Genomic DNA, 21,246 nt, shown 5'->3' with positions numbered 1-21,246 from the left:
GACCCAGGGTCGCGGGCGATGTCCTGCTTGGCCCTGGGTCCCGGCTTTCGCCGGGATGACGGCTTTTGGGACGGCGGCAGCGGCGGGAAGCCAAAGTCCTCGGCGAGATCGCGCGAAAGCACTCCAAAAACCGTCACGCCCGGCGAAGGCCGGGATCCAGGGTTACAAGCGAGTCGCTCGCTGCCCTGGGTCCCGGCTTTCGCCGGGATGACGGTTGATGGGGACGGGGAAGAGCCTACGCCGTCCAGCCCAGGTCCAACCCTTCAAAGCCGCGCGTTGACCGAGATCGGCGCGGGGTCCTCGCGGCCGGCGACCATGCCGGTCGAGCCGTAGACCTTGTTGCGCTTGCCGGTGAGGCGCTGCGCCTCGGCGGCGATCGCGGCCATCATGTCGACCGAGATCTCGATCTGGCGCGCCAGGATGTCGGCGTTCAGCGTCGAGGCGTCGCGCAGCGCGCGGCTCGCCTCGGTGAGCTGCTCGCGCTGCTCGTCGGTCAGCTCCTCGGACCAGGTCTCGGACTCGCGGCGCAGGCGCGCGACTTCGGCGTCGATCCGGCCGGTGAGGCGCAGCTTGGCCTCGGCGATCTCGGGCAGCTCGGGGAACCAGGGTCCGCGCGAGAGCTTGGCGGTCTCCTCGTCCATCAGATCGGTGAGAGAGACCATCGCGTCGATCAGCTTGTCGATCATTTGCCTGCCTGCTGGAGCTTGAGAATCTGGTCCATGACGATCGGCGCGAGGCCGACGCCGCCGCGCTTCGACATTTCGGTGCCGAGCTTTTCCGCGAGCACGCCGCGGAACATCTCCTCGCCGTGGCCGCCGCCGAAATCGCCGTCCTGCTGCACGCTTTCGAGCATCAGCTGGGTCATCTGGGTGAGGAACACGGCCTCGAACTGCTTGGCGGTGTCGGCCGACTTGGGATCGACCTTCGGCATCTTCGGCGCCGGCGCGGTCACCGACACGGGGAGCGAGGAAAGGGGGCTGCTATCGGCCATCACTGCACCTCGATCTCGGCCTGGAGCGCGCCCGCGGTCTTCATCGCCTGGAGGATGGTGATGAGGTCGCGCGGCGAGACGCCCAGCGTGTTGAGCCCGCTCACCAGGTCCTTGAGCGAGGCACCGTTGACGATCGCGAGCGAAGCGCCGCCGCCGTCGTCCACGCCCACCTGGGTGCGCGGCACCACCTGGGTCGTGCCGTTCGACAGCGCGTTGGGCTGCGAGACCTGCGGGCTCTCGGAGACGGTGATGGTGAGGCCGCCCTGGGCGATGGCGACGGGCGAGATGCGGACCTCGCTGTTCATCACCACGGTGCCCGAGGCTTCGTTGACGACGACGCGCGCCGCCTGGTCGACCGAGACTTCGAGGGTCTCGACCTTGGTCACCAGGTCGATGATCGAGGTCTGCAGGCCGTTGGGGACCCGGAGCTGCACGGTCGCGGGATCGAGCATCTCGGCAGCGCCGGGGAATTTGCCGTTGATCACGCGCGCAATCCGGTCGGCGGTGGCGAAATCGGGGTTGCGCAGCGCGAGCTTCAGGCTGGTCGACTGGCCGAGCGCGAAGGGAACCTCGCGCTCGATGATCGCGCCGCCGGCGATGCGCGCCGATGTGGTGACGCCGCGGCTCACGCTGGCGGCCTGGCCCTGGCCCTTGAAGCCCGAGACGGCGACCGGGCCCTGCGCCACGGCGTAGATCTCGCCGTCCATCGCGCGCAGCGACGACGCGATCAGCGTGCCGCCCTGGAGGCTGGTCGCGTCGCCGAGGGCGGAGACCTGGACGTCGATCTTCGAGCCCGAGCGGGCGAAGGCCGGCATCGTCGCAGTGATCGAGACGGCGGCGACGTTCTGCGTCTTCATCTGGGTGCCGCGCGTGTTGACGCCCATGCGCTCGAGCATCGCCTGCATCGATTCCTCGGTGAAGGGGACGTTGCGGATGCGGTCGCCCGTGCCGGCGAGGCCGACGACGAGGCCGTAGCCGACGAGCTGGTTCTCGCGGACGTTCTCGACGTCGACGATATCCTTGATCCGCGTGGTCTGCGCGGCCGCGGGCGCGCTCATCGCACCCAGCATGGCCAGCAGCACCAAGGCCCACGATCGCAACATAATTCCCCTCGCAAAGTGGAAAAGGCGCCTTTCCTCTCTTATAGAATGATTAGGGACCACCGCGTCGCGGAGAGGCCGTTTTAGTGCGTGTAGACAACATCACACCGATGATGGCTCGCACCCTGATGGGCGCGCTGCCCAAGGTGCTGGACAGCTTCGGGAAAATGCAGACTGCCGCCACCGAGGCGGCGGCCGCTGCCGCGCATCCCAACGGCCCCCAGGCGGTGTCGCAGGCCGGTCCCGCCACTTCGGTGCAGATGCTCGTGACGCTTGCGGCCGCGGACCCCGCGGTCGAGCAGCGCCGGCGGGTGATGAAGCAGGCCGAACGCGGCGTCGACGCACTCGAGAAGCTCCACACCGAGCTGCTCACCGGCACCGCGCCGGTGGAGCGGCTGCGCGAGATCGCCGAATGGTCGGCGAACTTCGAGCTCACCGACGATCCGCAGCTCGCCCAGCTCATGTCGGACATCGACCTGCGCGTGCGGGTCGAGCTGGCGAAGTACGACATCCAGGCCTGAGGTCAGCCCGCGAGCCAGGCGCTCGCGATCCAGACCAATGCGGGCATGGAGCAGGCCGCCGCGCCGACCAGCGACTTGAGCACCAGGATCGCCGGCAGATCGCGGCGCGCGGCGGTGCGCCGGCGGATGGCGAGTAGGTGGGGCAGGGCGGCGCCGGCGAGCGCGGCGGGCACGAGCGCGCGGACGGGTCCGGCCCATCCGAGGATCGCTGCCGTCGCCGGCGCTTCGGCGAGCGCGAAGACCGCCGCGGTCGGCAGGCCGAAGAGCACTGCGGTCACCGGCGCGGTGACGACGATCCAGCTCGCGGCGCCGCGCACCTTGATCCCGCGCGTCATCAGCCAGCCGCCGACGGCGCCGACGACCAGCAGATAGACCAGGGCCTGGGACGAGAGGACGGGCACGGCGCCCTTCTAGCGCCTGACCGTCGGGGCCTCCATCAGCTTCGCCGCTTGGCGATCCGGAGCACGTAGGAGATGATCTCCGCCACCGCGGCATAATGCTCCACCGGGATCGGCCGGTCGATCTCGGCCGAGGCATAGAGCGCGCGGGCGAGGGGGCGGTTCTCGACCAGCGGCACGTTGTTCGCCGTCGCGATCTCGCGGATCTTGAGCGCCATCGCGTCGACGCCCTTCGCCACCACCACCGGCGCCGCCATCACGCCGTGATCGTACTGCAGCGCGACCGCATAGTGCGTCGGGTTGGTGATCACCACGCTCGCCTTGGGGACTTTCTGCATCATCCGGCTCTTGGCGCGCTGCATCTGCAGGCCGCGGATCTTCGCCTTGATCTTGGGATCGCCCTCGCTGTCCTTCATCTCGTCCTTCACTTCCTGAAGGCTCATGCGCATGCGCTTGATGTAGGAGAGGCGCTGCCAGACGAAGTCGAACAGCGCGAGCGCGCCGGCGATCATCGCGATCGGGCGGAGCATCGCGATGACGATGCCATAGCTCTCCGCGCCGATCTGGCCGGGGTCGGCGCCGACCAGCCGGTCGAGCCCGGCGACGTGCGGCCAGGCGAGCATCGCGGCGATACCGCCGACGAGGATGAGCTTGGCGAGCGTCTGGCCGAAGGAGACCATCGCCTGCTTGCCGAACATGCGCTTGGCGCCGCTCATCGGATTGAGCTTCGACCATTTGGGCTTGACGCGGCTCCACGAGACCATCGGCCGGCCCTGGAGGATGCCCCCGATCAGCGCGAAGCCCATCAGCGCGGCGAGCACGGGCATCAGCGCCATCGCGAAGGCGCTCGCCACGCCGGTGGTGAAGGCCTGGGCGCCCTCGGGCTCCATGCGGAAATCGTCGGCGCTGCCCCACAGCCGCACGCAGATCGCGAGGATCGACTGCATCGCCTGGATGCCGAGCCCGCCGGTGACGATCAGCGCGCCGACGAACATCGCCGCATGGCGCATCTCGGGCGCCATCGGCACGTCGCCGCGCTTTCGGGCGTCGTCGAGCTTCTTGTCGGTTGGATCCTGTGTCTTGCTCTCGTCGTCGCTGTCGCCGCCGCCGGCCATGTCACCAGGCCCCTTGCAGCGCCGCGCCCATTTCCTGCGCGAACATGGTGAGCATCGTGCCGAAGGTCGCGGCGGCGATGGCGAGGCCCAGGATCAGGTTGAGCGGCTGGGCGATGAAGAAGACCTGGATCGCCGGCGCGACGCGCGCGGCGAGGCCGAGCGCGACGTTGAACACGATGCCATAGACCATCAGCGGCGCGGCGAGGCCGACGCCGAGCATCATCGAGCGGGTGACCGCCTGGATCGCGAGCTGGGCGAAGTCGGCCGCGGGCGGGAGCCCGCCGACGGGGAAGGTCGAATAGCTGTGGACGATCGTGCCGAGCCAGAGGTGGTGGACCTGCATGCCCATGCACACCAGCGCTGCGGCGATCGCGGCGAACTTGGAGAGGATGGGCGCCGAGCCGGCCTGGGCGGGGTCGAACACCACCGCCGAGGAAAAGCCCGACTGCATGCTGATCAGCGACCCCGCCATCGAGACCGCGAAGAAGAGGATGCGCATGATCATGCCCATCGCCAGGCCGGTCATCAGCTCGGCGATCAGCAGCGCGGCGAGCACGCCGCCGTTCTCCAGCGCCGCGCGCGCGGGCGCGCCGACGAGGCCGTAGAAGGCGAAGGACAGGCCGAAGGCGATCATCAGCCGCACGCGGCCGGGGACCGAATCCTCGCCGAACACCGGCAGCAGCATGAGCACGGCACCCACGCGCGCGAAGACGAGGAAGAAGGCCGCGATCTGCAGCTCGAGATCGGGGGGAACGGTCATCCGGTGATGATCAGGTCGCTGATCTTGGCCATGAAATCGGCCATCGACTGGCCGATCGTGGGCAGCATCAGCAGGAGCACCGCGCCCATCGCGAGCAGCTTGGGCACGAAGGTGAGGGTGGTTTCCTGGATCTGGGTGAGCGCCTGGAACAGGCCGATCACCAGGCCGACCACGAGCGACGTGAGCAGCAGCGGCCCCGCGACCGTGAGCACCAGCATCAGCGCGGATTGCGCGAGCGCGAGGACCGTTGCAGGCGGCATCGAGGACTAGATCTGCATCCGCATGATGTCGGTGTAGGCGCTGACCACGCGGTCGCGCACCGCAACCATCGTGTCGAGCGCGGTCTCGGCGGCGCCGATCGCAGTGACGACGTCGATCAGGTCGCCCTTGCCGGCGACCTGCGCGGCCGACGCCTTCTCGGCGGTGCGGAGCGCGTCGCCGGTGTTGGTCACCATGCCTTCGACCATCGAGCCGAAGCTGCCGCCTTCGGCGCCGTCGGTCGAGGAGGGGGCGAACGGCTTGGTGCCGCCGCCGACGTTGAGCACGCGGCCGTATGCAGAGGCCGCATCGAGTGCGCCGATGGACATGGAGTGGTCTCCTGAGAAAAGCGGGCTAAGTGCTTATTTGAGCAGGTCGATGGTGCGCATCGTCAGGCTGCGGGCAGCTTCGATGGCGTTCAGATTGGCTTCGTAGCTGCGCTGCGCCGACTTCATGTCGGCGGCTTCGATGAGGCCGTTGACGTTGGGCTTCATGACATAGCCGTCCTTGTCCGCAGCCGGGTGGCCGGGCATGTAGACGCGCGTGAAGTCGGACTTGTCGGTGGTGATCGACTGGAGCTTCACTTCGGTCGCGCCACTGTCGCGGTCGACCGCGGCGGCGAAGCTCGCGACCTTGCGCCGATAAGGCGTGCCGCCCGGCGTGGTCGCGACCGAATCCTGGTTGGCCAGATTCTCCGCGATCACGCGCATGCGCAGCGACTGGGCGCGCAGGCCGGAGGCGGAGACGTCGATCGAGCTCTTGAAGTCCATTTGGGTCCTTCCGGTCGGCCGCCGTTGATCCAGAGCAACCGTTCTTCTCGACTTATAGGCAATATTTGCCGGGTCGCGGCGCGGATGCGGAAAAAAGGTTCCTATAAGTCGGGAAGAAAGGAATTCGTCCGCATGTCCGTGCTTGAAGGTGTCATGGTCGATATGACCTTCGTGATCGGTTCCGCCCAGGTGCCGATCCGCCAGATCCTGCAGATGAGCCGCGGAGCGATGATCCAGCTCGACAGCAGCCACGACGATCCCACGCTCGTCTACGTAAACGGCGAGGCGGTCGCGACCGGTCGCGTGCTCGTCGACGGCGAGAACATGTCGATCGAGATCACCGACCTCCTCAAGAAGCGTCGCGCCTGATGGACATCCTCGGACTGCTTCGCACGCTGGGTGCGCTGGGCCTGGTGCTGGGCATGCTCGCCTCGGCGCTGTGGGTCGTGAAGCGCTATGACCTCCGCCTGCCGGGCCGCGTCACCGGGGGCAGCCGCCGCCGGCGCATCGAGCTGGTCGAGCGGCTGTCGGTCGACGCCAAGCGCTCGGTCGCGCTGATCCGCCGCGACGGTTGCGAGCACCTCGTGCTGATGGGTCCGGACGGCCATGCCGTGCTCGAGACCGGCATCGAGGCGCCGCCGCCCCCGCCCGAAGCGGAGACTGCGCCCGCCGCCAATTTCGTCGCCGATGCCGCCGCGCTCAAGAGCGCCTTCGGCAAGCTGGTCGAGCGCGTCTCGACCGCCCAGGCCGCGCCGGCTGCCGCCGACAACGACACCCAGCCGCCGGCCCCGCCGGTCGCCGAGCCGGTGCTGACGGTGGTTCCCGCCGTCGAGCCCGAGCCCGCGGCGGCCGCTCTCAAGAAGCCCGCCGCGCCGCGCAAGCCGCGCAGCAACCAGGGGCCCCGCGGCCATGGCTACAGCGGACGCTGGAACCGTGCCGCGCTGCGCGAGGTCCTCAATGGCTAAGCCGACCGTGCTGGCCCTGGGGCTGGCCGCGGTGGTGGGGACAGCGATCCTGCTGATCCCCGGCGCCGCGCATGCCGCCCATGCCGCACATCCTGCTGCCGGCGCTGCTGCCCAGGGCGGCACGACGATCAACCTCGGCGAGGGTCCGCTCTCGGCGCGCGCGATCCAGCTGGTGCTCATGCTCACGGTGCTCAGCCTCGCGCCGGGCATCCTGATGGCGGTGACCAGCTTCACGCGCATCGTGGTGGCGCTCTCGCTGCTGCGCACCGGCATCGGCGCGCAGGGCGTGCCGCCCAATCCGGTGATCATCAGCCTCGCGCTGTTCCTGAGCTTCTTCGTGATGGCGCCCACCTTCGAGAAGGCGTGGCACCAGGGGATCGAGCCCTATACCCAGGGCAAGATCACCGAGACCAAGGCGTTCGACCTGACCGCCGGCCCGTTCCGCGACTTCATGCTGCGGCAGGTGCGCGACAGCGACCTCAAGCTGTTCGCCGATCTCGCCGGCAAGAAGATCCCGAGCCGCGCCGAGACGCCGCTCTCGACGCTGACCCCGGCGTTCATGATCTCCGAGCTGCGCCGCGCGTTCGAGATCGGCTTCCTGCTGCTGCTGCCGTTCCTGGTGATCGACCTGGCGGTGTCGGCGATCCTGATGGCGATGGGCATGATGATGCTGCCGCCACCGACGATATCGCTGCCGATGAAGATCATCTTCTTCGTGCTGGTCGACGGCTGGGCGCTGGTCGCGGGCTCGCTGGTCAAGAGCTTCGGGACGGGCTGAGGCCCGTTCCCTTTCCATCCTCACAAACCGTCATCCCGGCGAAAGCCGGGACCCAGGGTCACGAGCGACATCGCCTGCTGCCCTGGGTCCCGGCTTTCGCCGGGATGACGTGTTTTCAGTGGTTTGCGGCCGGCCTCAGCGCCGGCGCTTGCCGTGGCCGTCGAGCCAGGCGGAGAGGTCGCCGAAGGTGAGCTTGTCGAGGAAGGAGAGGCCGATGCTCTCGCCGTCGGTCCAGCGGACGACGCAGGGGCGCTTGCCGAGCTGGGGCACCGCCAGCGAGACGTGACGGCCCGGCTCGAGCTGCTGGTCGCAGACGACGCGCGCGCCGCCCTGCGAGATATTCTCGAGCGTCGCCGGGAACAGCCGGCCGAGCACGCCCACCATCGCTTCCGAATCGGCATCGAAGCGGGGCGCACGCGCCGAGCCGGCGTCGTTCACGCCGCCGCCGCTCGAGATGCTGTGGAGCAGCCCCTCGACGTCGATCATGTCGTCGAACTGGACGCCGGCGCGGCCGTCGTTCGTCCAGGCGATGCGGCCGTTGAGCGGGCAGGCGCCGCGCACCTCGACGGTGATGCGATCGTTCTCCCGCAGCGCGGTGCGGACCTCGATCAGCATGCCGGTCGCCGACATGTTGCGGATCCGGCAAGGCGTGTCGACATGGCCGGGGCGAACCAGACGGCCGAGCAGCAGCGTCGTCACCGTGCGTTCGGCACGGGGCGGCACCTGCTCGATCGTTTCGGTACGTGGGGCCCAGTGTTCCATCGCTACGCCTCGTTTACTGGTCGGTTCGCCGATAACGTATGTTATCGGAGATCGATCCTTACCGAGGCGCCGAGACGCGCCTCCGTATAGATGCGGAGTGGCTCAGGACGGGACGGCGGCGGTGAGCGCGACACGCTTCACCATGCCGGCGCCGAACGCTTCCGAAGACGATGCTTCGACCACGCGGCGGAAGCCGTCGAGGTTGGGCAGCATCCCGTCGGGACCGCTGGCGAGCGGGGTGGCGAAGGTGCGCATGTTGACCGCGTGGAGCAGCATCGGGATGCGCGCCTTCACATAGTCCATCTTGTCCTCGTCCACCTGGAGCTGGACGTCGACCTTGACGTAGCCCGAGAGGCGGCCGTCGGCGCCGACCAGCGGCGCGAGCACGCTGCCCACCGGCACGAACTTGGGCTCGGGCGGCGGCTTGGGCGCTTCGGCGGCCGCGGCGGGCTTGGCGCCGAGCAGCAGGATCGCCGCGCAGCCCGCGCCGCCGCCGAGGCCGAGCCCCGCGAGCAGCACGATGACGAGCATGAACATCTTCTTCACGGGCTACGGTCCTGCGTCAGAATTGGAAGCTCGAGTCCGTCGGCAGCGACGGCGCCTCGGCCTTGAGCACGATCGTGATGCGGCGGTTCTCGGGACGTGCCGGCTGGTCGGGATAGACCGGCTGGGTCGCGCCCAGCGCCACCGTCTCGGCGAAGCGGCTCTCGGGAAGGCCGTCGCCGATCAGCGCGGTGCGCGCGGCCATCGCGCGCTCGCCCGACAGGCGCCAATTGGCGTCGCCGTTGCTGCCGAGGCTGTCGACATGCCCCTCGATCGAGAGCGGCGCGCCCGACTTGGCGAGCTTGGTGGCGATCTTGGCGAGCAGCGCCCGCGCATAGGGATTGAGCTCGGCGGTGCCGCTCTTGAACATCGCCTGCTGGTCGGTGTCCATCAGCGTGATGCGCAGGCCGTCGCGCGCCGGCTTCACGTCATAGTTGCGCGACGTCTGGTCGGGCGCGGCGCTGTCGAGCACGACCTGGAGCTCGGAGGCCATCACGCGCTGCGAGGCATCGGGGATGTTCGCGGTGCCGCCGCGCGAAGTGCCCTGGGTGGCGGCCTCGAGCGCGGGCTGGCCGGTGGTGCGCTTGTCGTCGGCATGTTCGCGGCGCGAATGGCCCATGCCCGAATCGGTGCCCGCCTGCGTGCCTTCGGCGCCGGTGCCGCTCTGCACGGTCGGCGAGAAATATTGCGCAAGGCCCTTCAGCCGCTGCTTGTCCGGATTGGCGATCAGCCAGAGCAGCATGAAGAATGCCATCATCGCGGTCACGAAGTCGGCATAGGCCACCTTCCACGCACCGCCGTGGTGGCCGGCGGCTACCTTCTTGACGCGCTTGATGACGATCGGGCGTTCGCTGTTCCCTCCCCCCATCGACATGTCAGCTGCCCTTCAGTGCCAGGCGGAGGCGATCCTGCACCGCGCCCAGGCGGACATGGCCGATCGCGCTCAGCGAATCCTCGCCGCCGGCGATGCGCTCAAGCAGGTTCACGCACTCCTCGGCGTGCTGGATCAGATAGTCGAAGGTCTGCAGTTGCTCGATGTAGCTCGCGGCGAAATGCTCGTCGCACACCAGCACCATCGACAGCACTTCCAGCTTGTCGCGCATCTCGCGGATCTCGCCCGCGATGACCGTGTGGAGCATCGACGCGAACGGGTCGTACCCCGGAAGCGGCTCAGCGGACACGGGCTGGGAGGGGATGGGCAGGCACGACATCAGAACAGCTCCAGTTCGCCGCCCGGTACGCTGGCGGGGATGATCGGGATGATCGGCTTCTCGGCCACGCGATCGGTGACGTGCGTGCAGCGGCTCCGCCCCTCATGGGGGAGGAACTCCACCTTGCGCGCGCTGGTCCCGCCCAGGTCGCAATGGCCGATCGCGATGCCTTCGGTCTCCATGAAGCGCCTCGCGAACGCCGCGTTGGAGGAGCCGATGGCGCCGAGGCCCGAGACGATGTTGGCGCCGCCATAGAGGTGGGCGCGCAGCCGGCTGCGGACCGCGCCCTTGCCCATCATCGCATTGATGAGCAGCTCCATGGCATGCACGCCGTAGCGTTGCAGATCGGTGCCCGAAAGTTTCGCCGAGGAATCCGGTTCGCCGAGGAGGAAATGGTTCATTCCCCCGATCCTGGCGACGGGATCGTAGAAGCACGCGGCCACGCAGCTGCCCAGCAGCGTCGTGATCATCACGTCCGGCTCTGCGATCGCCGCGAATTCTCCCTGGACGATGGGCACCCGGCGCATCAGGTGAGCTCGCCGAACACGCGTTCGATCTTCTCCTTCAGCGCCGCGGGCGCGAAGGGCTTCACGACATAGTTGTTGACGCCCAGCGCCGCCGCCTTCTGCACGATCTCGCGATCGCTCGAGCCGGTGAGCATGATGAACACGGTCTTGCCGATCACCGGATCGGCGCGGACCTGCTCGAGGAACTGGAGCCCGTCCATCTCGGGCATGTTGAAGTCCGAGATGATCAGGTGGACACGATCGGTCCTGACCGAGCTCAGCGCCTCGGGCGCGGTCGGTTTGTCCCGGATGTCCTTGAAGCCCAGGTCCTGCAGCGCGCGACGGATCATCGCTCGCATGGAGGCCTGGTCATCGACGACCATCACTTTGATTTGCGCGGCGGCAGGCATCAGACGCTCCCAAGCTTTCTCGCGCGGCAGGCACTCAGAATCGCTTCGGGCATGCCCAGAAGGCCGACCTCGCGCTCCACCCCGCCAACTTCCTTCGCGGCGCGGGGCATGCCCCAGACGACGCAACTATCCTGCGACTGGCCGAGGGTGTGCGCGCCTGCATTGCGCAGCGCGAGCATCCCATCGGCACCGTCGCGACCCATTCCCGTCAGGATCGCCGCGATCACCGAAGAGGCGACCGGGACGAGGGACCTGAACAGGACATCGACCGACGGGCGATGCCCGGTGATCATGTCTCCTGCCCGAAGGCGAATGCGGCCGTCGGAAACACCGCCCGACAGCTCCATGTGACGTTCGCCCCCAGGAGCAATATAGACGGTTCCCGGCGTAACCGGCGTGCCGTCCTGCGCTTCCACGACCTGGACGCGGCATTCGCCGTTCAGCCGCTCCGCGAAGCTCTTGGTGAACGCCGCCGGCATGTGCTGGACGATGAGCACCGGCGGGCAATCCGCGGGCAGCGCGGGGAGCAGCGAGAACAACGCTTCGACCCCGCCGGTGGATGCACCGATCGCGATCAGCCGGCCCTCGCCGCCGCCGCCGCCCACCGCGGGCTGCGGCGCGATGCGCACGGGGCCCGCGCGCGCGGCCGAGCGAGCGGCGGTCTTGACCTTCTCGCAGAGCAGGTTCGCGTCGCGCTCGATGTCCTCGGGCGTGCCGCTCGGCTTGGTGACATAGTCCACCGCGCCGAGGCGGAGCGCCTCGATCGTCACCGCCGCGCCGCGCGCGGTCAGCGTCGAGCACATCACGACCGGCATGGGCCTGAGCCGCATGATCCGCTCGAGGAACGAAAGCCCGTCCATCCCCGGCATCTCGACGTCGAGCGTCAGCACGTCCGGGTTGAGCGCCTTGATCATCTCGCGCGCCTCGAACGGGTCGGGCGCGGCGCCGATCACTTCGATGCCCGGGTCCGCCGAAAGCATGCGCTTCAGCGTCGCGCGCATCGACGCGCTATCGTCGACGATCAGGGTGCGGACGGGTCGATTGGCATGCATGTTCATGCGTCACCCCGCTTCTGGTAGATCGTGTGCCCGCACGAGCGCATCGCCTGCGCCGCGCGGCCGACCATCCGTTCGGAATGGCCGATGTAGAGGAAGGCCGACGGCGCGAGCTGGGCGACGAAGCGCTGCTCGAGCTCCTCCTTCGCATCGTCGTTGAAATAGATCATGACGTTGCGGCAGAAGATCACGTCATAGGCGGCCTTGAGCGGCCAGGGCTCGAACAGGTTGAGCACCTTGGCGGTGACCATCGAGCGCGCTTCCTCGGCCATCAGGAACCCGTCGCGCTCGGGGCGCATCCAGGTGCGGCGGTATTCCTCGGGCACACCTTCGGCGGTATTCGCGGCGTAGAAGCCCCGGCGCACCGATTCGACCACATGCGGCGCGATGTCGGTGGCGAGCAGCCGCACGTCGGCGCCCCGCAGCCACATCGACGAGGTCCGGTCGGGGCCCAGCAGGCACATCGCGATCGTGTAGACTTCCTCGCCCGAGGAGCAGCCGGCCGACCAGATGCGGATCGGCTGGCCCGCGCTGGCGCGGCGCTTCAGCTCGGGCATCACCGTCTCGCGGAAATGGTCGAAATGGTGCGGCTCGCGGAAGAAGTGGGTATGGTTGGTGGTGAGCGACACCACCATCGCCGAGCGCTCCACCGGATCGCTCTCGACCAGCGCGACATAGTCGCGGTAGCTCGAAAGCCCATGCTCGCGCAGCCGGCGGGCGAGGCGCGACTGGACCAGCGTGGTCTTGGCCTCGCTCAGCGCGATGCGCGCGTCCGACATCATGATCGCGGCGATCGCGGCGAAGTCGTTGCGGGTCAGCTCCGCGCTGTGGCTCGGGCCGAGGGCCGTGCCGCCCCCAGCTCGAGCCGAGGCGGCGCTGTCCATGTAGGTCATGCAGCGAGGTCCAGGTGCTTGGTGAGGCTCAGCGCGTCGAGGTCGAGCAGGAGCACCATCGTGCCCTTGTCCTCGCGCGTGCCGTCCTTGGCGCGCGTGGTGATGCGGACGAGACCGCAGATCACGCTCTGCTCGATCGTCTCGACTTCGGGCGCCGGCTGCACTTCGCTCGAGCCGATTGCGACGATGTCGTTGACTTCGTCGACGAGGAAGCCCGCCTGCTTGCCGGTGATGTTCACCACCAGCACGCACGAGCGTGGGTGGATCGCGCTCGGCTCCCAGCCCAGCCGCTCGGCGAGGCCGACGACGGGGATCACGTTGCCGCGCAGGTTGGTGACGCCCTTGATGAAGGTCGGCACGTTGGGGAGGGGGGTCGGCTCTTCCCACTCGCGGATCTCGATGAGCGCGCTCATGTCGATCCCGAAGGTCTGCTTGCCCAGCGAAAACGTCACGATCTTGCGATCGGTCGCGGTGTCCTTGTCAGTGCTCATGCTGCGATTCCTTTCGGAGCGAAACGGGTCGAGGGGGGCGCCGAGACCAGCGCTTCGATGTCGAGGATGAGCGCGATCGAGCCGTCGCCCAGGATGGTCGCGCCGCCGAGGCCGCGGATCGGGTGGAGGTTCTGGTCGAGGCTCTTGATCACCACTTCGCGGCGGTCGTCGATCGTGTCGACGACCAGGCCGACGCTACCCGCGGTCTCGCTCTCGACGATCACCACGAGCGAGTCCTCGATCGGGCGGTCGTCGTTGAGGCCGAAGATCTCGGTCGCGCGCTTCACGGGCAGGTACTGGCCGCGCATCTCGATCACTTCGGTGTCGGGCGAGGTGCGCTTCACCTGGCCGGGCTCGGGCTGGATCGTCTCGAGCACGTGGCTGAGCGGCAGCACGAAGCGCTGGCCGGCGAGACGCACGATCATCCCGTCGAGGATGGCGAGCGTCAGCGGCAGGATCATCGTGAAGCTGGTGCCTTCGCCGGGCACCGAGTGGATGTCGATGCGGCCGCCGAGCGCCTCGACGTTCGAGCGGACCACGTCCATGCCCACGCCGCGGCCCGAGATGTTCGAGATGGTCTCCGCGGTCGAGAAGCCCGGCGCGCAGATCAGCTGGTCGATCTCGTCGTTGGTGAGCTGCGCGTCGGCGGGGATGATCCCCTTCTCGATCGCCTTGGCCTTGACCCGCTCGCGGTTGATGCCGCGGCCGTCGTCCTGCACGCGCACCAGGATGCGCGCGCCGCGCTGCTCGGCCGAGAGCTTGATCGTGCCCTGCTCGGGCTTGCCCTTGGCCTTGCGTTCCTCGGGCCCCTCGATGCCGTGGTCGACGGCGTTGCGGATCATGTGGGTCAGCGGATCGCCGATCTTCTCGATCACGCCCTTGTCGACTTCGGTCGTCTCGCCGAAGGTCTCGAGCTGGACCTGCTTGCCGGTCTCGACCGAGAGGTCGCGCAGCATGCGCGGCACCCGGCTGAAAGCCTGGCGGATGGGCTGCGCGCGCAGCGACATCACATTGTCCTGGATCTGGCGCGTCAGGCGCGCGAGCTCGGGCAGCTCGACGCGCTGGCGGTCGGCAGGCGACAGCCGGTCGGCGAGGATCGAGTTGCGGATCACCAGCTCGCCCACGAGGTTGAGCAGCATGTCCAGCTTGAGCAGGTCGACGCGGATCGTCTGCGCGGCGGCTTCGCTCGCGACGGGCTTGGCAGCCGCGGTCGCGACTTCGGTCGGCGTCGGCGAGGCCGCGGCGATCGCCTCGACCATTTTCTGCATGTTCGCGGCGAGATCCTCGACCGTCGCGGTGACGGGCTCGAACGCGATCTCTTCCTCGAGCTTGGCTTCGATCGGCTCGAAGGCCGGCGCCGCGACCGGCGCGGCAGCGGCCGGCGCGGGCGCGGCCTCGGCGCTGCGGCGGTATTCGATCTTCGAGTCCGGCGCGACGAAGTCGAAGCAGTCGGCGATGTCGCCGTCGCTCACTTCGCCGGGCATGCTGAGCGTCCAGGTGAAATAGGCGTTCTCGGGATCGAGCTCGCGCAGCGGCGGGACCACTGCATCGACCGACTCCACGCGCGCGCCGAGCGCCTCGAGCTCGCGGATCACGAGCAGCGGCTCGCCGGCGTTCGCCATGGCGGCGCGAGACGGCGCGAAGACGATCGTCCAGGGCGCCGGGCCGTCGGCCGCGGGGCTGTCGAAATCGTCGAGGTCGAACGCCACCGGCTGGAAGCCGAAGGGGTCGTCGTCGATCGGCGCGGGCGCCGGGGCAGGCGCTTCGACCGCCGGCGTCGGCGTGGGCGCGGCGGCAGCGGCAGGCGCGCCGTCACCCGGCACGCCCTTGTTGGCCAGCACTTCGTCGAGCTGCGCGAGCATCGCCTCGTCGGCGGGGCGCGGGCAATTGCCCTTCGACGCCTCGACGTGATCCGAGAGGATATCGAACGCGCCGAGCATCACGCGCACCACGCCGGGCGTGGGGGCGATCTTGTTCGCGCGGATCTCGTCCAGGACGTTCTCGAAGCGGTGCGCGAAGGCGGTCAGGTCGGCGTGGCCGAACGCGCCGGCGCCGCCCTTGATCGAGTGGACCGCGCGGAACACGCCGGCGATCGTCTCGGCCGAGACATCGCCGTTCTGCATCGCGGACAGGCCCGCTTCGGCCGTCACCAGCCCTTCGGTGCACTCTTCGAAGAAGATCGCCTGGATATCGTCGAAATCATCGCTCACGGGCAGACGCGGCGGATCGCCGCCCCCAGTTTCGCGGCCTCGAAGGGCTTGGTGATCCAGCCGGTGGCGCCGGCGTCACGCGCGCGCGCCTTCTTCTCGTCCGAGAATTCGGTCGAAAGCACCAGGATCGGCGTGCCGCGGAAACCCGCCTCGGCGCGCACGGCCTCGATCAGCTGGAAGCCGTCCATCTTCGGCATGTTGATGTCGGTGATCAGCAGGTCGGGCTGCACTTCGTGCATGCGCTCCAGGCCATGCTCGCCGTCGTTGGCGGATTCGATGCGATAGCCCTGGGCAGTCAGCGTCGCCTTGAGCAGCATGCGCATGCTGGGCGAATCGTCCACGGTCAGGATCAACTTGCTCACGACTTGTCTCCTGCTTGGAGGCCGATTGCCTCTGCGAGCTGGCAGCGGGTCACACGATCGACGAAGGCTGCGCTGGGGTTGAGGATACGGAAGGGCTGGCCATTGGCCTCCGCCTCGGCGCGCGCGGCGACGAGCAGCTGGAGGACCGCCTGGCCGACGCTCTCCACTTCGGATGCATCGACTTCGAAATCGCCATCGGCGTCCGCGGCCATGACCAGGCGCACGCGAAGGTCTTCGGCAGTGACGGTGGTGCCGTGCACGGGGAGCCGCAGCGGGCCCTCCTGCGCATCAGGCAGCGGCAGGGGAGAGTCCATTCTTTGCCTCGTCGAGTGCGGTTTCGAGTTGCTGGAAGCTCGGCGCATAAGCCGAGGGCGTCATGCGGCGGGCGATCTCGATCGCCACCTGCACGGGCTGGTTCTGGGCATAGGCGACGATCGCGGTCTTCACGATCGCGAAGGGCTTGCAGTCGGAGTCGATCGTCTCGGCCAGCTTGCTGGCGAGCGGACCCACCACGCAGTAGCTCAGGAGCACGCCCATGAAGGTGCCGACGAGCGCGCCGCCGATCATCGCGCCGAGGATCTCGGTCGGCTGGTCGATCGAGCCCATGGTCTTGATGACGCCGAGCACCGCGGCGACGATGCCGATCGCGGGCAGGCCGTCGGCCATGATCTGCAGCGCGTGCTGCGGACCAGCCTCCTCATGGTGATGCTTCTCGATATCGGCTTCCATCGCCGCTTCGATCTGGTGCGGATCCTCGAAGTTCACCGTCATCATGCGGAGGTAGTCGCAGATGAACTCGACGAGGTGGTGGTCCTTCAGGATGCGCGGGTAGGGCGAGAAGATCGGGCTCTCCTCGGGCCTGTCGAGGTGCGGCTCCAGGCCCGTCGCGCCACCTTTCTTGAAGGTGGTGAGGAGCTGGAACAGCATCGTCAGCAGGTCCTTGTAGTCGCCCGGCTTCCACATCGGCCCCTTGAACGAGCGCATGAGCCCCGAGCCGGCCTTCTTCACCGTCGACATCGAGTTGGACACGATGAACGCGCCGATCGACGCGCCGCCGATCGCCATGAGCTCGTGCGGCAGCGCGTGCGCGATGATCTCGAACTTGCCGCCGGAAATGATGAAACTTCCGAAGACGCAGCCGAGAATGATGAGGAATCCGACACCGTTCAGCATGGCGGGGCGATTTCTTTCCCTGGTATTTTCCAGAATTATAGGACGGAATTCCGCCCCTCACGGGTGCGGAGCGCGATTTAGCTCAGGCCGCGGCGCGATCCTGCCACTCGATCACTTCCAGCCAGTTCCTCAGGCGGTTGAGCTCGAGCGAGGCGAGGAGCGGATTGTCGTGGTAGGGATGCACGATCTGGGCAATCGACGGCGCCCAGGGCGCATTGCTGTCGAACAGGATGCCCAGCCCGAACACCGCGGGGATGTTCGCGAAGGCCATCGGCCGCGCGTCGCTGCGCGTCTCGGCGAGGAAGTCCTCGACCGCGGTGAGCACGCCGTTGCGCGGGCCGCCCTCGTGCGTCGCCAGCGCGAACTGGCCCATGCCGCGGAAGCCGCGCTGCTCGAACAGCCGGCGATCGCCGATCTTCGCGCCGCCCTCATAGCTGTATTCGTGGCGATGCTCGGCCGGAATCCGGTCGGGCGCATAATACATGTCGCGGCGGCCGGTGGGCCAGCTCACGTCGTGGAGGAAGGCGAGCAGCGGCTTGCCCTCGGCCTGCGCCACCTGGTTGGCGCCGCGCAGCTCGTTGATCACGGTGTAGTAATTATGGTCGCCGTCGATCACCCAGGCGTCGACGTCGGTCATCTCGTGGATCACGTCGAGGCTCGCGGCCGCGACGTGGCGCACGTTGGGGCGCGTCGCCGCCCAGCCGGTGAACTCGGCGCGCGGCGCCGGGTCGATGCTGGTCAGCGTGCCGCCCTGGACTTCGCAATAGGCCGCGAGCATCTGCGAGGCGCCGCCGAACTCGGCGCCGATCTCGACGATGTTGCGCACGCCCGCGGCCTGGAGGCTGGCGAGGATGATGTCCGAGAATTCGGTCATCGAATGGATCAGCAGGTTGCTCATCAGGCGGCCTTCGACTGGAGGACAGCGGTAGCCGAGGGTGCGGCGGCAACGGCCTTCTGGCGCTCGGCGATCGGGCGAAAGACGATCGCGAGCATCATCGGCTCGTCGCCGTGGCGCGCGGGCGGCGGCACCATCATGAAGCTGTATTCGTCGACACAACGGAACAGGTGCGGCGCGACCTGCTCCATCCCCTCGAGCGAGGGCGAGGCGCCGGTCTCGTCGGCGCCGGCGCGCTGCTTGTCGCTGAGGAAGCGCTTGACCGGCATGAAGCTCGCGCTCTCCACCTGAACCCAGTCGAACAGCTGGCCGAACTGGACGCCCACCGAATAGCGGCAGTCGCCGATCGGGATCGGAGCGAGATAATAGCCGTCGTGCGTGGGCGTCGCGGTGACGTTGCCCGTTGTGACGTTCTGGCCGTCCGCGACGATCACCGGCAGCGAGATGCTCTGGTCGACGAAATCGGCATATTTCAGCGGCATGCCGAAGCGGCGCTGCGCGAGCAGGCTGAGCTTGATCGACAGGCCCTCGCCGTTGAGCTCGGCGGGCAGGTACATGCGCTCCGAGCCCTTCATGTAGAAGAGGCCGCGCTGGCGCAGTCCCTTGCGCGCGATCTCGGGATCGAACAGCGCGACGGTGTTGTCGACGCCCAGGTTGATGTCGTGCTCGAACTCGGCGACGACCTCAAGCTCCTTGGGCACCGGCAGGAACATCAGCCGGCCCATCACCGCCGCGGCGCCGAGGCGCCACATGTCGGTGCGCTCGGCGGCGCGGGCGCGGACCATCGAGGCCTCGACCGCGGCGCCGAAGCGCAGGCAGCCGGCCTGGACGCGGTCGCGGACCTCGCTCTGGCGCGCCTTGATGCTGTTGCCCTTGCGGATCGGCGTGCCGTCGGCCTTGTAGTCGACCACCGAGCCCTGCGCCGCGGTGCAGAGCTGCTCGAAGATCGCGACGTTGCCGCACAGCGCCTCGAGCGAGAAGGAGTCGTAGTGGTCGTGGCCGATGAAGCCGCGCTTGTCATAGCCGGTGAGCGACTGTTCGCGCAGCAGCAGGTAGCGACCGGCGACGTGGCAGCCGAACGCCTTGCGCAGCACCGGCTCGATGTCGTTCTGCACCGAGCCGTTGTAGCCCAGGTCGACGAGCATCAGCGTGTCGCCCCGCGCGGGGTTCACCAGGCTACGGACGTGCGCGACCATCCGCTCGGCGAAGCCGGCAGAATTCTTGAGGATGCGGCGCATGCGCTGCGGCTCGTGCACGCCGCGCAGGAAGGCGGCGGGGCGCGACTGGCCGGGCTTGAGGCCCTTGAGCATCTGCGTCGCTTCGGCCGCGCCGAGCAGCAGCTGGCGCGCGACGACGTCCAGATGCGTGCCGCCCAGCTCGTTGCGGAGGTAGCTGTCCACCGCGGCGGCGTCGACGAACGACGAGGCGACCGAGGTGAAGCGGCTGATCTCGATCGCATGTGCGGGCGCTTGATGGCCGCTCGCCTGGTGGACGAGCATCGGCAGATGGCCGTCGCGCATCAGGAACAGCCAATGGACCTTGCCGCCGTGCGCGGCCTTGAGCGCCTGTGCCTCGTCCTCGAGCCAGCGCTGGAAGCCGTGGAAGACCGGGCCGAGCGCAGTGAAGCCGAAGGACTCGACCGGATCGGCGATGTTCGGTTCGGCGAAGGCGATCGGCGCGCGGTGCGGCTGGTAGCAGCCGAGATTGTCGGCGTTGCCCGGGTGGAGGATCCCGCCCACCGAACATTCGAGCCGCAGCCGCTGCTCGGTCGCTTCGGTGAACTGCTTCAGATGCAGCGTGCGCACGCCGAAGGGCGCGACGCCGTCGACGTCGGCCTTCTTGTTGTCGCCGATGTGGAGGATCTGGTCCGCCGGCACGCCGAGCTCGGGGAGCACGAGCTCATAGAGCCCCTCGTGCTTCGACCGGCCATAGGTCGACGAGCAGAAGATCCGGCCGATCAGCGCGGCGACGTCTTCGCCCGCGGTCGCGGCGATCAGCGCGCGCAGCTGGTCCTTGTCGAGATAGGTATCGGAGACGATGATCGTCTCGATGCCGCGGCGCTGCGCTTCGCGCATCAGCTCGACGGTGGGGGTGAAGCCGAAGCAATGGCCGACCTCGGCCGCGATCTCGCGCGCGGCGGCGGCTGCGTGTTCGTCCGCGCCCGCGTTGGGCAGCAGCTCGGCGTAGATTTCGTTGATTGCGACTTCGTTGCGGCGATCCCGAATCGCGGCGGCGCCGCGCGCGCGGCTCTCGGCCCATTGGCGCTGCGGGATGTTGACGCCCGGCATCGCGGCGAACACGTCGCGCGGCGCGTGCGTATCGCGCCACAGCAGCGTGTCGAAACAGTCGAGCGAAAGCAGCCGGACCTCCGGCGCGCGATCGAGCGCAGCCGGCATCTGGTGCGGCAGAATAACGTCAGCCATCGGGGCTCCCTCGCAAAGGCGCCGCATCTTCAGGGCGCGCACCAATCTTATAGGAAGAACGCCACACGCCCGGCGCAAACTGTCTAGAATAGAGGTGTCAGGACAGGAGCAACCATGACCCTTAGCGCCTATCAGGCCGCCCGCGCTCGGGCGGAAACGCCGCGATCGGCCGAATATCGGCTGATGAGTGAGATTACCGGAGAGATGATGGCGGCCGAAAGCGCGGGTGCGCGCGGCGCGCTGCTGATGCCGCCGCTGCACCGCAACCGCGAGATGTGGTCGGCCTTCGTCAGCGACTGCGGCGCGACGGGCAACCGCTTGCCGCCCGAGCTGCGCGCCCAGATCATTTCGCTCGGCCTGTGGGTCGATCGCTTCACCAGCGACGTGATCGCGGGCCGCGAAGCGATCGGCGAGCTGATCTCGCTCAACCGCACGATCATGGAAGGCCTGCGCGGCGAGCGTCTCGCCGCCGCCTGAGGCTTTCCTCGCGGATCCTGGAAAAGGGCGCTGGAACTCGGTTCCGGCGCCTTTTTCCTTTTGGGCTTCGCCCGACCCCGCCCCCAAATCGTCATCCCGGCGAAAGCCGGAATCGAGGGTTGCAGAGGACGTCGCTCGTGGCCCTGGATCCCGGCTTTCGCCGGGATGACGGTGGCAAA

29 protein-coding genes are annotated in these 21,246 nt (G+C 68.3%); 5 read left to right on the top strand and 24 right to left on the bottom strand.

Going from position 1 to position 21,246, the window contains the following annotated elements; genetic code table 11:
* Positions 1-263 precede the first annotated feature (263 nt).
* Genes J7495_RS11325 through J7495_RS11315 form a run of 3 tightly spaced genes read right to left on the bottom strand, consistent with a single transcriptional unit; the run spans position 264 to position 2,061 of the window.
* Complete coding sequence (locus tag J7495_RS11325; RefSeq protein WP_294056608.1) at positions 264-686, bottom strand: flagellar protein FlgN; 423 nt, start codon at positions 684-686, stop codon at positions 264-266.
* Positions 683-991, bottom strand: coding sequence for a rod-binding protein (locus J7495_RS11320; RefSeq protein ID WP_294056607.1), 309 nt, complete (start codon positions 989-991; stop codon positions 683-685). The genes J7495_RS11325 and J7495_RS11320 overlap by 4 nt, the downstream gene beginning before the upstream one ends.
* Complete coding sequence (locus tag J7495_RS11315; protein ID WP_294056673.1) at positions 991-2,061, bottom strand: flagellar basal body P-ring protein FlgI; 1,071 nt, start codon at positions 2,059-2,061, stop codon at positions 991-993. Before J7495_RS11315 ends, J7495_RS11320 begins: the two co-directional genes overlap by 1 nt.
* A 140-nt stretch (positions 2,062-2,201) precedes the next feature.
* Between J7495_RS11315 and J7495_RS11310 the strand changes: the two genes are divergently transcribed.
* Positions 2,202-2,612 carry a flagellar assembly protein FliX gene (locus J7495_RS11310; RefSeq protein WP_294056606.1) on the top strand — a complete coding sequence of 137 codons (411 nt, stop codon included), beginning with the start codon at positions 2,202-2,204 and terminating at the stop codon, positions 2,610-2,612.
* A gap of 2 nt (positions 2,613-2,614) precedes the next feature.
* Here J7495_RS11310 and J7495_RS11305 read toward each other — a convergent pair whose 3' ends face one another.
* The 6 genes from J7495_RS11305 to flgC are packed head-to-tail and all read right to left on the bottom strand — an operon-like array spanning position 2,615 to position 5,913.
* On the bottom strand, positions 2,615-3,013 hold the full coding sequence (locus J7495_RS11305; protein ID WP_294056605.1) for a hypothetical protein: 399 nt from the start codon (positions 3,011-3,013) through the stop codon (positions 2,615-2,617).
* A gap of 35 nt (positions 3,014-3,048) precedes the next feature.
* A complete protein-coding gene (gene flhB / locus J7495_RS11300) occupies positions 3,049-4,125 on the bottom strand; it encodes a flagellar biosynthesis protein FlhB (RefSeq protein ID WP_294056604.1) in 1,077 nt (358 codons plus the stop codon).
* Position 4,126: 1 nt separating this feature from the next.
* Positions 4,127-4,885: a flagellar biosynthetic protein FliR gene (gene fliR / locus J7495_RS11295; protein ID WP_294056603.1), complete on the bottom strand. Its 759-nt coding sequence runs from the start codon at positions 4,883-4,885 to the stop codon at positions 4,127-4,129.
* The gene (locus J7495_RS11290; protein WP_294056602.1) at positions 4,882-5,145 is read right to left on the bottom strand and encodes a flagellar biosynthetic protein FliQ; all 264 of its coding nucleotides are present in this window, start codon (positions 5,143-5,145) and stop codon (positions 4,882-4,884) included. Before J7495_RS11290 ends, fliR begins: the two co-directional genes overlap by 4 nt.
* 6 nt (positions 5,146-5,151) lie before the next feature.
* Positions 5,152-5,472 carry a flagellar hook-basal body complex protein FliE gene (locus J7495_RS11285; protein WP_294056601.1) on the bottom strand — a complete coding sequence of 107 codons (321 nt, stop codon included), beginning with the start codon at positions 5,470-5,472 and terminating at the stop codon, positions 5,152-5,154.
* Positions 5,473-5,505: 33 nt separating this feature from the next.
* Positions 5,506-5,913: a flagellar basal body rod protein FlgC gene (gene flgC / locus J7495_RS11280; protein ID WP_294056600.1), complete on the bottom strand. Its 408-nt coding sequence runs from the start codon at positions 5,911-5,913 to the stop codon at positions 5,506-5,508.
* A 132-nt stretch (positions 5,914-6,045) separates the two neighbouring features.
* On the opposite strand from flgC, the gene J7495_RS11275 reads away from it, so the two are divergent.
* Genes J7495_RS11275 through fliP form a run of 3 tightly spaced genes read left to right on the top strand, consistent with a single transcriptional unit; the run spans position 6,046 to position 7,656 of the window.
* The gene (locus J7495_RS11275) at positions 6,046-6,282 is read left to right on the top strand and encodes a FliM/FliN family flagellar motor C-terminal domain-containing protein (RefSeq protein ID WP_294056599.1); all 237 of its coding nucleotides are present in this window, start codon (positions 6,046-6,048) and stop codon (positions 6,280-6,282) included.
* The gene (locus J7495_RS11270; RefSeq protein ID WP_294056598.1) at positions 6,282-6,878 is read left to right on the top strand and encodes a flagellar biosynthetic protein FliO; all 597 of its coding nucleotides are present in this window, start codon (positions 6,282-6,284) and stop codon (positions 6,876-6,878) included. The genes J7495_RS11275 and J7495_RS11270 overlap by 1 nt, the downstream gene beginning before the upstream one ends.
* Positions 6,871-7,656 (top strand): flagellar type III secretion system pore protein FliP, encoded by a 786-nt coding sequence (gene fliP / locus J7495_RS11265; protein WP_294056597.1) that lies wholly within the window; start codon positions 6,871-6,873, stop codon positions 7,654-7,656. Before J7495_RS11270 ends, fliP begins: the two co-directional genes overlap by 8 nt.
* A 135-nt stretch (positions 7,657-7,791) precedes the next feature.
* Here fliP and J7495_RS11260 read toward each other — a convergent pair whose 3' ends face one another.
* The 15 genes from J7495_RS11260 to J7495_RS11190 all read right to left on the bottom strand — a co-directional run bounded on the left by J7495_RS11260 (position 7,792) and on the right by J7495_RS11190 (position 20,590).
* Positions 7,792-8,418 carry a PilZ domain-containing protein gene (locus tag J7495_RS11260; protein ID WP_294056596.1) on the bottom strand — a complete coding sequence of 209 codons (627 nt, stop codon included), beginning with the start codon at positions 8,416-8,418 and terminating at the stop codon, positions 7,792-7,794.
* Between the two features lie 102 nt (positions 8,419-8,520).
* Complete coding sequence (locus tag J7495_RS11255; RefSeq protein ID WP_366811066.1) at positions 8,521-8,955, bottom strand: hypothetical protein; 435 nt, start codon at positions 8,953-8,955, stop codon at positions 8,521-8,523.
* A 25-nt stretch (positions 8,956-8,980) separates the two neighbouring features.
* The gene (locus tag J7495_RS11250) at positions 8,981-9,835 is read right to left on the bottom strand and encodes a flagellar motor protein MotB (protein ID WP_294056594.1); all 855 of its coding nucleotides are present in this window, start codon (positions 9,833-9,835) and stop codon (positions 8,981-8,983) included.
* Position 9,836: 1 nt separating this feature from the next.
* Positions 9,837-10,142: a hypothetical protein gene (locus tag J7495_RS11245; protein ID WP_366811046.1), complete on the bottom strand. Its 306-nt coding sequence runs from the start codon at positions 10,140-10,142 to the stop codon at positions 9,837-9,839.
* A 29-nt stretch (positions 10,143-10,171) separates the two neighbouring features.
* Entirely contained in the window at positions 10,172-10,699 is a 528-nt protein-coding gene (locus J7495_RS11240) for a chemotaxis protein CheD (RefSeq protein ID WP_294056592.1), read from the bottom strand.
* Positions 10,699-11,088, bottom strand: a complete 390-nt coding sequence (locus J7495_RS11235; protein WP_294056591.1) for a response regulator — start codon at positions 11,086-11,088, stop codon at positions 10,699-10,701. The genes J7495_RS11240 and J7495_RS11235 overlap by 1 nt, the downstream gene beginning before the upstream one ends.
* A complete protein-coding gene (locus J7495_RS11230) occupies positions 11,088-12,146 on the bottom strand; it encodes a chemotaxis response regulator protein-glutamate methylesterase (protein ID WP_294056590.1) in 1,059 nt (352 codons plus the stop codon). The genes J7495_RS11235 and J7495_RS11230 overlap by 1 nt, the downstream gene beginning before the upstream one ends.
* Positions 12,143-13,036, bottom strand: coding sequence for a protein-glutamate O-methyltransferase CheR (locus tag J7495_RS11225; protein WP_294056589.1), 894 nt, complete (start codon positions 13,034-13,036; stop codon positions 12,143-12,145). The genes J7495_RS11230 and J7495_RS11225 overlap by 4 nt, the downstream gene beginning before the upstream one ends.
* Entirely contained in the window at positions 13,033-13,527 is a 495-nt protein-coding gene (locus tag J7495_RS11220; RefSeq protein ID WP_294056588.1) for a chemotaxis protein CheW, read from the bottom strand. Before J7495_RS11220 ends, J7495_RS11225 begins: the two co-directional genes overlap by 4 nt.
* Positions 13,524-15,737 (bottom strand): chemotaxis protein CheA, encoded by a 2,214-nt coding sequence (locus J7495_RS11215; RefSeq protein ID WP_294056587.1) that lies wholly within the window; start codon positions 15,735-15,737, stop codon positions 13,524-13,526. Before J7495_RS11215 ends, J7495_RS11220 begins: the two co-directional genes overlap by 4 nt.
* The gene (locus J7495_RS11210) at positions 15,734-16,099 is read right to left on the bottom strand and encodes a response regulator (RefSeq protein ID WP_294056586.1); all 366 of its coding nucleotides are present in this window, start codon (positions 16,097-16,099) and stop codon (positions 15,734-15,736) included. The genes J7495_RS11215 and J7495_RS11210 overlap by 4 nt, the downstream gene beginning before the upstream one ends.
* A complete protein-coding gene (locus J7495_RS11205) occupies positions 16,096-16,413 on the bottom strand; it encodes an STAS domain-containing protein (RefSeq protein ID WP_294056585.1) in 318 nt (105 codons plus the stop codon). Before J7495_RS11205 ends, J7495_RS11210 begins: the two co-directional genes overlap by 4 nt.
* Complete coding sequence (gene motA, locus J7495_RS11200) at positions 16,388-17,272, bottom strand: flagellar motor stator protein MotA (protein WP_294056584.1); 885 nt, start codon at positions 17,270-17,272, stop codon at positions 16,388-16,390. The genes J7495_RS11205 and motA overlap by 26 nt, the downstream gene beginning before the upstream one ends.
* A gap of 82 nt (positions 17,273-17,354) precedes the next feature.
* Positions 17,355-18,170: a class I SAM-dependent methyltransferase gene (locus tag J7495_RS11195; RefSeq protein WP_294056583.1), complete on the bottom strand. Its 816-nt coding sequence runs from the start codon at positions 18,168-18,170 to the stop codon at positions 17,355-17,357.
* Positions 18,170-20,590, bottom strand: coding sequence for an HAD family hydrolase (locus J7495_RS11190; RefSeq protein ID WP_294056582.1), 2,421 nt, complete (start codon positions 20,588-20,590; stop codon positions 18,170-18,172). The genes J7495_RS11195 and J7495_RS11190 overlap by 1 nt, the downstream gene beginning before the upstream one ends.
* Before the next feature lie 114 nt (positions 20,591-20,704).
* Here J7495_RS11190 and flaF point away from each other — a divergent pair, with 114 nt between their 5' ends.
* Positions 20,705-21,067, top strand: a complete 363-nt coding sequence (gene flaF / locus J7495_RS11185; protein ID WP_294056581.1) for a flagellar biosynthesis regulator FlaF — start codon at positions 20,705-20,707, stop codon at positions 21,065-21,067.
* Positions 21,068-21,246 lie beyond the last annotated feature (179 nt).

Origin of the sequence: Sphingomonas sp., from assembly GCF_017745215.1 — a bacterium.
Classification (GTDB): Bacteria; Pseudomonadota; Alphaproteobacteria; order Sphingomonadales; family Sphingomonadaceae; genus Sphingomonas.
The sequence above is the reverse complement of the archived record's forward strand: the minus strand, read 5'-3'. Positions and strand labels throughout refer to the sequence as shown.

What these genes read in the sequence shown, in the direction of transcription:
- J7495_RS11235 (WP_294056591.1), bottom strand. Translation starts at nt 11,088, where the DNA reads ATGCCTGCCGCCGCGCAAATCAAAGTGATGGTCGTCGATGACCAGGCC.
- flgC (WP_294056600.1), bottom strand. Translation starts at nt 5,913, where the DNA reads ATGGACTTCAAGAGCTCGATCGACGTCTCCGCCTCCGGCCTGCGCGCC.
- J7495_RS11205 (WP_294056585.1), bottom strand. Translation starts at nt 16,413, where the DNA reads ATGGACTCTCCCCTGCCGCTGCCTGATGCGCAGGAGGGCCCGCTGCGG.
- fliR (WP_294056603.1), bottom strand. Translation starts at nt 4,885, where the DNA reads ATGACCGTTCCCCCCGATCTCGAGCTGCAGATCGCGGCCTTCTTCCTC.
- J7495_RS11255 (WP_366811066.1), bottom strand. Translation starts at nt 8,955, where the DNA reads ATGTTCATGCTCGTCATCGTGCTGCTCGCGGGGCTCGGCCTCGGCGGC.
- J7495_RS11195 (WP_294056583.1), bottom strand. Translation starts at nt 18,170, where the DNA reads ATGAGCAACCTGCTGATCCATTCGATGACCGAATTCTCGGACATCATC.
- J7495_RS11290 (WP_294056602.1), bottom strand. Translation starts at nt 5,145, where the DNA reads ATGCCGCCTGCAACGGTCCTCGCGCTCGCGCAATCCGCGCTGATGCTG.
- J7495_RS11315 (WP_294056673.1), bottom strand. Translation starts at nt 2,061, where the DNA reads ATGCTGGGTGCGATGAGCGCGCCCGCGGCCGCGCAGACCACGCGGATC.
- J7495_RS11285 (WP_294056601.1), bottom strand. Translation starts at nt 5,472, where the DNA reads ATGTCCATCGGCGCACTCGATGCGGCCTCTGCATACGGCCGCGTGCTC.
- J7495_RS11230 (WP_294056590.1), bottom strand. Translation starts at nt 12,146, where the DNA reads ATGAACATGCATGCCAATCGACCCGTCCGCACCCTGATCGTCGACGAT.
- flaF (WP_294056581.1), top strand. Translation starts at nt 20,705, where the DNA reads ATGACCCTTAGCGCCTATCAGGCCGCCCGCGCTCGGGCGGAAACGCCG.
- fliP (WP_294056597.1), top strand. Translation starts at nt 6,871, where the DNA reads ATGGCTAAGCCGACCGTGCTGGCCCTGGGGCTGGCCGCGGTGGTGGGG.
- J7495_RS11240 (WP_294056592.1), bottom strand. Translation starts at nt 10,699, where the DNA reads ATGCGCCGGGTGCCCATCGTCCAGGGAGAATTCGCGGCGATCGCAGAG.
- J7495_RS11270 (WP_294056598.1), top strand. Translation starts at nt 6,282, where the DNA reads ATGGACATCCTCGGACTGCTTCGCACGCTGGGTGCGCTGGGCCTGGTG.
- J7495_RS11275 (WP_294056599.1), top strand. Translation starts at nt 6,046, where the DNA reads ATGTCCGTGCTTGAAGGTGTCATGGTCGATATGACCTTCGTGATCGGT.
- J7495_RS11225 (WP_294056589.1), bottom strand. Translation starts at nt 13,036, where the DNA reads ATGACCTACATGGACAGCGCCGCCTCGGCTCGAGCTGGGGGCGGCACG.
- motA (WP_294056584.1), bottom strand. Translation starts at nt 17,272, where the DNA reads ATGCTGAACGGTGTCGGATTCCTCATCATTCTCGGCTGCGTCTTCGGA.
- J7495_RS11310 (WP_294056606.1), top strand. Translation starts at nt 2,202, where the DNA reads ATGATGGCTCGCACCCTGATGGGCGCGCTGCCCAAGGTGCTGGACAGC.
- J7495_RS11250 (WP_294056594.1), bottom strand. Translation starts at nt 9,835, where the DNA reads ATGTCGATGGGGGGAGGGAACAGCGAACGCCCGATCGTCATCAAGCGC.
- J7495_RS11325 (WP_294056608.1), bottom strand. Translation starts at nt 686, where the DNA reads ATGATCGACAAGCTGATCGACGCGATGGTCTCTCTCACCGATCTGATG.
- J7495_RS11260 (WP_294056596.1), bottom strand. Translation starts at nt 8,418, where the DNA reads ATGGAACACTGGGCCCCACGTACCGAAACGATCGAGCAGGTGCCGCCC.
- flhB (WP_294056604.1), bottom strand. Translation starts at nt 4,125, where the DNA reads ATGGCCGGCGGCGGCGACAGCGACGACGAGAGCAAGACACAGGATCCA.
- J7495_RS11220 (WP_294056588.1), bottom strand. Translation starts at nt 13,527, where the DNA reads ATGAGCACTGACAAGGACACCGCGACCGATCGCAAGATCGTGACGTTT.
- J7495_RS11190 (WP_294056582.1), bottom strand. Translation starts at nt 20,590, where the DNA reads ATGGCTGACGTTATTCTGCCGCACCAGATGCCGGCTGCGCTCGATCGC.
- J7495_RS11320 (WP_294056607.1), bottom strand. Translation starts at nt 991, where the DNA reads ATGGCCGATAGCAGCCCCCTTTCCTCGCTCCCCGTGTCGGTGACCGCG.